Source organism: Campylobacter sp. DY7, assembly GCF_057802535.1.
Genome location: NZ_JBYJAU010000026.1, coordinates 1 through 7,694 on the forward strand (window position 1 = coordinate 1; position 7,694 = coordinate 7,694).

The 7,694-nt window shown below is 23.5% G+C and carries 9 protein-coding genes; 2 read left to right on the top strand and 7 right to left on the bottom strand.

Annotated elements, in window-relative coordinates:
* Positions 1–1,326: LPD7 domain-containing protein (locus AC1B00_RS09460; RefSeq protein WP_488849475.1), on the bottom strand; the 1,326-nt coding region annotated here is incomplete at its 3' end.
* Positions 1,323–1,649, bottom strand: coding sequence for a plasmid mobilization protein (locus AC1B00_RS09465; RefSeq protein ID WP_488849476.1), 327 nt, complete (start codon positions 1,647–1,649; stop codon positions 1,323–1,325). The genes AC1B00_RS09465 and AC1B00_RS09460, both read right to left, overlap by 4 nt.
* A 234-nt stretch (positions 1,650–1,883) precedes the next feature.
* On the opposite strand from AC1B00_RS09465, the gene AC1B00_RS09470 reads away from it, so the two are divergent.
* On the top strand, positions 1,884–2,087 hold the full coding sequence (locus AC1B00_RS09470) for a hypothetical protein (RefSeq protein WP_488849477.1): 204 nt from the start codon (positions 1,884–1,886) through the stop codon (positions 2,085–2,087).
* Entirely contained in the window at positions 2,080–2,454 is a 375-nt protein-coding gene (locus AC1B00_RS09475) for a hypothetical protein (RefSeq protein WP_488849478.1), read from the top strand. The genes AC1B00_RS09470 and AC1B00_RS09475 overlap by 8 nt, the downstream gene beginning before the upstream one ends.
* A 636-nt stretch (positions 2,455–3,090) precedes the next feature.
* Here AC1B00_RS09475 and AC1B00_RS09480 read toward each other — a convergent pair.
* From AC1B00_RS09480 to AC1B00_RS09500, 5 genes are all read right to left on the bottom strand, one after another.
* Entirely contained in the window at positions 3,091–3,948 is an 858-nt protein-coding gene (locus AC1B00_RS09480) for a hypothetical protein (RefSeq protein ID WP_488849480.1), read from the bottom strand.
* Positions 3,949–3,965: 17 nt separating this feature from the next.
* Positions 3,966–4,286 carry a hypothetical protein gene (locus tag AC1B00_RS09485; protein ID WP_488849481.1) on the bottom strand — a complete coding sequence of 107 codons (321 nt, stop codon included), beginning with the start codon at positions 4,284–4,286 and terminating at the stop codon, positions 3,966–3,968.
* Between the two features lie 78 nt (positions 4,287–4,364).
* Positions 4,365–5,231, bottom strand: a complete 867-nt coding sequence (locus AC1B00_RS09490; protein WP_488849482.1) for a hypothetical protein — start codon at positions 5,229–5,231, stop codon at positions 4,365–4,367.
* The gene (locus tag AC1B00_RS09495; protein ID WP_488849484.1) at positions 5,207–5,995 is read right to left on the bottom strand and encodes an AAA family ATPase; all 789 of its coding nucleotides are present in this window, start codon (positions 5,993–5,995) and stop codon (positions 5,207–5,209) included. The genes AC1B00_RS09490 and AC1B00_RS09495 overlap by 25 nt, the downstream gene beginning before the upstream one ends.
* A 20-nt stretch (positions 5,996–6,015) precedes the next feature.
* Positions 6,016–7,694, bottom strand: a 1,679-nt coding sequence (locus AC1B00_RS09500; RefSeq protein WP_488849486.1) for a hypothetical protein, incomplete at its 5' end; no start/stop codon positions are given.

The window sequence follows — 7,694 nt, forward strand, 5'->3', positions numbered from 1 at the left end:
TCTCTCATTTAAAAGCTTTCTTTTTTGTTTTTCTGCTTTCTCTTGCTCTGCTTTTTTTCTTTGCTCTTGTTCTTGTTCTAATCTTTGCTTTATTTGTTTATATACTTCTTTTTTAAAATCATCACTTCCCCTAACATTTAATTTATCTAACTTCCAACCCTTAGCTAATGCTAAATCTAGCATATTATTAACGGCTTTTTCTTTGTCTTTGCATTCTTTAAAATTGACAAATAAGGTTTTATTATTATCTTTGATTTCTATGTTATCCTTTTCATTAAAAAATCTTACTTGCTTTGTATATTCATCAATAAAAGTTCTATAACCTAATAAATCAAAATTAATTTTATTTTTGTAATGCTCGTATAATATAGCTTTCTTTGTTTCATCTATACTTATACTTGTTTCTTTTGTCTGCTCTTGCTTATTATTATTTAATATATCATTTAGTTTTTTTGTATCTCTTTTACTTCTCCTTTTGCTTATTTCATTTATTCTTTTTTCATAATAATTATTTAAAATCTTTGCTAGTTCTTGCGTGGTTTGTGTGTGTGGATAAATATAATTTTTATTAGCTGTTAATGTTTCTAAATGCTTAAAATCTCTACCCCTTAGATTAATATTATAATCAACTAATTTATAATAATGATTTCTTTTAGTTTTTATTTCTTTATAATTTAGCTTATTAACTTCAAAATATTTTATAAGCTCATCGTGGCTTTTAATATCTTTTAACTTATCTTTAAAATATGCCCTTAATTCTGATTTTTTTGTTATTATATTTTTGTCTATTCTTTTATGTTCTTTTGGGTTATCAAATCCGTAAAGGTTATTTACATAACTTTGTAAAGTATCATCTATAAAAGTATTTGCAAAAGTATTTATTATTTTTGTATTGCTTAATGCGTTTTGACTGCTTATTACTATATGGATATGTTCTAGCCTTTCGTATCCTTTTTCGTTTTTCTTTATTTTTGGTTTGTGTATTTCTGCATAGGCTATAACTTCATTTTCTAAATTATAGCCTTTTGTGTGGTGTCTAATATATAATTCCGTTATATCTTTTAATGTTTGTTCTCTCTCTTTCTCGCTCATATTATCTAATTTATTTATATCATCTTTACTAAATGATAATGTAATATGTAAATAATTATCCTTATAATTTTTATTATCGTTTAAATATTTAATTGATTTATCTAATGTATTTATATTTCCATAAATACATATAACATTATCTTTATCTTGTCTTGTGTAGCTGCTATCTGCTCTAATGCCTTTTTTTAAATATTCTACAATTCCATTTTTATGGCGTGTAATTCTTGCTATCATTCAAAATCTTTATTTAGTATTTTATTAATACTTGTTTCTATTATATAAAGTTGGTTTATTATTGTTTCATAATCTACATTCTTTAAATTATTATTTTGTTTTGCTATGTTTAAATTATGTGCTATTTGATTTATATTATTTCCTACTCTGTTAATTGCTCCGATTAATTTGCCTTTGTCTTTTGTATTATTTACGCTTATTTGTGTAGTTAAAATTGCATTGCGTATAAACTCGCTTATATTTCTATTACTTGCATTAGCTTTATTTATAAGTGTTTCGTGTGTTATCTCATCTAGCCTTAAAGCGATTAATTTTTTTTTCATTATAAAAAACCTTATTTGTCATTATTAAAAATTACTTGTAAAAGTAATTTTTAATTACACCCTACGCCGTAGGGTGTGGGGGATTTTAAAGGGGGCAACCCCTTTAAGCACGGCGTTAATGTTAGGAGCGTATGCGTATAACATTGACAGCCGTGCCTATACTTAAACTTAAAATATTTACGAAAAATAATTATAATAATAAAAAGTAAATAAAACCACAAATAAGGATATAATATGCAAATGCGTTTAATTTGTAATAGGCAAGAATTAGAGAAAATCAAGGGGGTATGTTCTGCGTTAGGTGTAGATGTTCGCTTATATGATGATAGATATAATAAAAATAACAAGCGTTTATATATTAATTTAGATGATGATTTAAGTAGCTTATTATTAGATAAATTAACAAACTACTTAAAAGGAGATTTAAATAATGATTAAAGAACAAGATTTAATTAATTTTATAAAAGAAATGCAAAATAAATATAATGATTTATTAAATGATAATATACATTATAATCTAAAGGGTATTTATATCAACGATAAGAATGAAATTATAACAGGCTATAAAGTAGATAAAAACAAATTAACAAAAGCTAATTATGATGAATATATACAAGCAAATAATAAGCAAAAATGCGTAATGAGTAAAATAGGTGCTGTTACTATGTGGGGTGGATTTGAATTATTAGAAAATTATTTGTCATTAACATTTAAAGCACCATACACAAAAGAAAGCATAAAAGAAACAATAAAAAACGCTTATAAATGCCCCATAAATTTAAATGATGTGGATAGCTTTTTTTAATACCGACTATTTTGGGGACAAAAATACCGACTATTTTGGGGACAAAAATACCGACTATTTTGGCACTAAATACCGACTATTTTGGCACTAAATACCGACTATTTTGGCACTAAATACCGACTATTTTGGCACTAAAACGCAAAAAAAATTTGCTCTCAAATACCGATAAAATAAGGCTTTAAGGCATTTTGCAAATTTTCCTATTAAATACTATTTAATGCTAATAAATAGTATTTAGGCAAAAATACTTTTTTTAAGCAAAAAGTATTTTTGCAACCGATACTAATAAACCTTATTTGTCATAAAAAGAGAATTCCCTCGCCGTTTAAGTTTCGTTTAAGCTCTAGCAACGATTTTAAGCCGTTTTTTTTGCTTTGGTAATAGTTTCTATTGTCTAAATATATATTTTTGATTTTAGGGGCGTTTTTGTGCGTTTATTAACCTTTTTAAGGAGGTGGGGTATTTCAACCCCACAACTCAACCTAAAATTTTAATTTTATTTCAAATCTTATTGCAAAGCAACTAAATTTGATGTATAATAATTTTAAGTGAGTTTTCTTTTTATGTTGTGAGAACATAATAAAACTCCGTTAAAAAGTGTTAAGCCGTGTTTTGCACGGCTTATTAATTATACTACTATTTGATTAATTCAATGTAACTATAATTTTTATTTGCATTTTCTATTAAATTATTTTTATAATTCTTTTTATTTATCGCTAAATAAACCTTATTGTTTTGTTCGTGTATTGCTATATCATATTTTTTAATTTGCATTTCTTGGCTTTGTAGTTTATTTATTAGTGCTTGTTGTTCTGCTATTACTTTATTTAAGTTTGTTATTGCTGTGGCTGTTTGTTCTGTTTGATAGTAATTAAAGTAATTAATTAATACATATTTATTAATTAAGATTGCTAAAATTAATCCTATTATAACGCCTAAAGTTGGTAAAACCCACCATTTATAGCTAAACATATAATTAAAAATATCTAGCTTATTTGATATATTTTCATTTATACTATCTTGTTTTTTTATTATCTCTTTTTGATTTTCTATTAGTTTATAATGGCAAGTTTTTAAAATGTCTAAGTTTTTACTATTTTCCAAATCATTATTAAAAGCTTTTAAATCATTAAAAGCATTATTAAAAATTGTTTTATATGTTGTTTTAAATTCATTTTCTAAAATATCTAATTTATAATTAATATCTTTTTCTAATTCTTTTTTAGTGGTGGTTATTAAATCGCTTTTTATTTCATTGATTGTATCTTTAATACTAATTGATAAAACTTCTATTTGATTATTAATTACATTCTTTACCTTGTCGTTTAAATCATTAATATTATAATTTAGATTATTACTTAAATCATTAAGACCATTAAAAATATAATTTTCTTTTCTTATTTTTTCGTTTGTTAAGTTTGATAATAATTCTAAGTCGCTTTTTATTTCATTGATTTTTAAAATTAAATCAATGGGGGTTACTTCATTATTCATTTATACCCCCTTTTAAATTACTTCTTTTGCTCTTGCTTGTTTGCTTGTTGTTTTGCTCTTGCCTTTATTGGGCTTACTCTTTCAATGCCTAAAACTTCTTTAGCATATTTGCTTATAGCTTGATTGCCTATTTTCTCGCCCGTTAATTCTAAAATTACGGCACTAACTTGAGAGAATGTAAAATCCTTGCCCCCTTTATCTGTTGGTAATAACATTTGTTTTAGTGGCTCGTGCATTTGTGCTAAAATAATTGTTGCTTTACTTACTCTTTTTGGTCTTTTAGCAACTTCTTCAATAATGCTATTTAATCTACTTAAATCAAGTTTATTTAAATCCATTGTTTGCTCCTTAAAAAATGATTTTGTATTATATTAATATGTTTTGCTTAATATATTCTTATTTTTGACAAATAAGGTTTATTTTTTTACTATTATATAACTTTCATTTTTAGGACTTTTAATTACTAGCTCTATATTATTTATAATTGGTTCTTTATTTTCTTTGTTTATTAGCTCTAATAATGCGTTAATAATATTATTTAATGCTTTAGCTTTATTTGAACTTGTCATATTATTATAACTTTCATCATCTAAGCCATAAACATATTTTAAAATAGTAGTTAATTTTATAGCTTTATTATCAAATGTTAAAGTTTTTAAATATGGTATTAAAATACTACTTGCTTTATTTTCTAATTCTGTAAAATAATTAATATGTAATAATGTATAATTTGGTTCAAACTCTCCTAAAATATTTTTAGATAATAATTGATTAAATTGTAAAGATGTAAAAATATTACCTTCTTTATCTGCTGATAATTTTACTAATTGAAAACTATCAAAATATAATTTATGGTCTTTATGCTCTATGCTTATCATTGTATGGTTAAGTTTTTGCAATGATTTTTTTATTTTATTATATGTTTCCCCTTTATCGTGTAATTTTAAAACCTTTGCTATATGGTAATATGTTGTTTTAGTTTCTATTACTGAATTATGTATTCCTTTTCCATTATCTAATATTTGCTTATTATCATCAATTAAAGCAATATGTAATAAAGCTATAAAAACATTATTATCAAAATAATTTAATGGTGTTTTTGGTGGTCTTATTTTTATTATTAAATTCCCCCAACTTCTATCAATATAAAAACCTATATCATCTAATAATAGATTTTTATATTCTTTCCCCATTATAAAAATGGGGTTATGGAGTTCATTAGGATATAATAATTTATCTCTATCTTGTTCTACTTCTTTTATTGTATTGTTTCCGTTTTCCATTTAATTCCTTTTATTGGTTTTCTTTGTGTTACTTCTTTTTCTTTAATAGGAAAAACTTGTATTTCTTTTTCTTCAACTCCGCCTAAAAAATACTTTGCGTTTAAATTATCTTTTTCAATCTTTAAAATATGCTTTTCTTTCTCTTTATCATACCTTAAAGAATAATGTAATCTTACGGAATTTACTATTGCACTCGCTCCCCTTATTGTGCTAAATCCGTCCTTATCTTCTTTTGTGTGATGATGTAATAATAATATGGCTTGATTATTTTTAATTGCAATTTCTATTAATGATGATATGTAATCAGTCATAGCAATATTATCATTTTCATTACAAGTTAAAAATTTTGCTAAAGGGTCTAATACTACTAATTTATAATCCTTTAAAGCTTGTTGTAAATAATATTGATTTTCCCTTTTAAATATATCCCTTATAGGTTGTTTATCTGCTCCATTAATTGCTATATTTGACAAATAAGGTTTATTATTCATTGTATTTACAATATCATTAATTCTTATTTTTATTTCTCCTTTTGTGTCTTCCGATAGCCATAATGCAATTTTTATATTTTCATTTATTGCTAAATCTAACGCACATTTTATAGTAAAAAATGTTTTTCCTACTCCCCCCTTAGATGATAAAATACTCACGCCACCGAGTGGTAAGGGCATTAAATTATGTAAAATAAATTCTGTTCTTTCTGCTTTAATTTCATTTGCGTGTTCTGTAAATAATTCCTTAGAATATTGTTCTATGTTTGTCATTTTTTCTCCTTTTTTTATTATTACATTCTCATTCCAAAACTTCGCTTATTTTCTCTTTCTTGCTTTTCTCTTTCTTGTTTTGCTTTTCTCTCTTGTATATTATTATTTATATTATCATTAATTATTTTTGTATTCTCTAAACCTAAATCCAAATCTTTATCAAATATTTTGATTTTAATAGTTGGTTCTTGTGTGATAGTAATTTTATTAATTTTAAAATGTTCCGATATTTTATTTTTTATATCATTTACATTATATAAATTATCCATATTGTTATTAATTATTTTGTAAATCTCATCATCATTTAATTTAGAATAATCACCCATATTATTGTTTTTTAAAAAATTATTTATAGTTGTTAGATTATTTGTATTTAGCATTTTTTCTAAATATGTAATATTATTATATGTTTGTTCGCTTTTAAAATCATATATTACATTATTAGATATAATGCTATAAACTGCCTTATCTGTTTTATAGTATAAATAATTTTCACTATCGCTATAAGGCTCGGATTTTAAAGGTTCAAAATGTTTAATAAGTTCTTTTATATCCACATTCTTTAATATTTCTTGATAATCAATTATATTAACATAATTTCTTAAATCTTGATTTTTATATTTACTTAATAAATTATCATTAATTTTAGTTTCATTTGTTCTTAAATTATCCGTTGTTTGTCTTAGTTCTCTTAGATAATTAATTTTATTTATTGCTTGTTTTTCACATTCTGCAATATTTAAATAATCATTATTTTTTATAATATGATATTCTAAATTATTATTTAAAGGTGTTTTATAATAAAATCTTGCTTTATCATTTAATGCTTTAGTATCTGCATATTTATTTAAACCTAATTTGTCGCTTATAATTTTTTGTGTTTCTCTGTATATCTCTTTATCTGTATTTTGTAAAGGATTTTGTAAAGGTATTATAATTCTAAATCTTTCGGCTTTGTGTCCGTTTTTCTCTATATTGTGTGATTTGCTATTAATGATTAATCCGTTAATATTATTTTCATTTAATAAATCTTTGGCTTGTTCTATTGACAAATAAGGTTTATTTATATCATTGTCTATATCATAGATTAATACATTATTAAAGCTTTCTACATTATCGCTATTTCTGTAACCACTTTTATAAACTGCTACGCTATATGGATATGTAGTAATAGCTTTTATAATATCATTATAATTTTTAATTTCTACTTGCTCCCATTTGTTTAATGCGTTAGGGTTTTCATCTTTACAAATTGATAAAAACATTCTTTTACCTTTATTATTTATTTCATTTGTTATTTTAGTTTGTTTTGGTAAATTATTTATTAAATCTTGCTTTATTTCTTTAATGTTTTTTTGGTTTTGTTGTTCTTGTAATTGTTCTTTATATATTTTTGTTAATATTTGCATACTTTCGCTTAATGTTAATCCTAATTCTTTGTTAAAAAAATCAATTACGCTTTTAGGTTTTTGTTTATTTGTTTTATTATTAATTTTGTTATTCTCGCTTGGCTCATAGTCGTTTATATTTATTTTATAATGTTCTTGTGCGTATTTCAAAACTTTGTTTATATCAATATTATTTTTAATATCTTTGTAAATGTCTTTGTTATCTTTATTTATTAATAGTTCATTATTAAAAGCATTAATATATTTTTCATTAAAATTATCTTTTACTACTTGTTGTGTTGGTGTTTCTG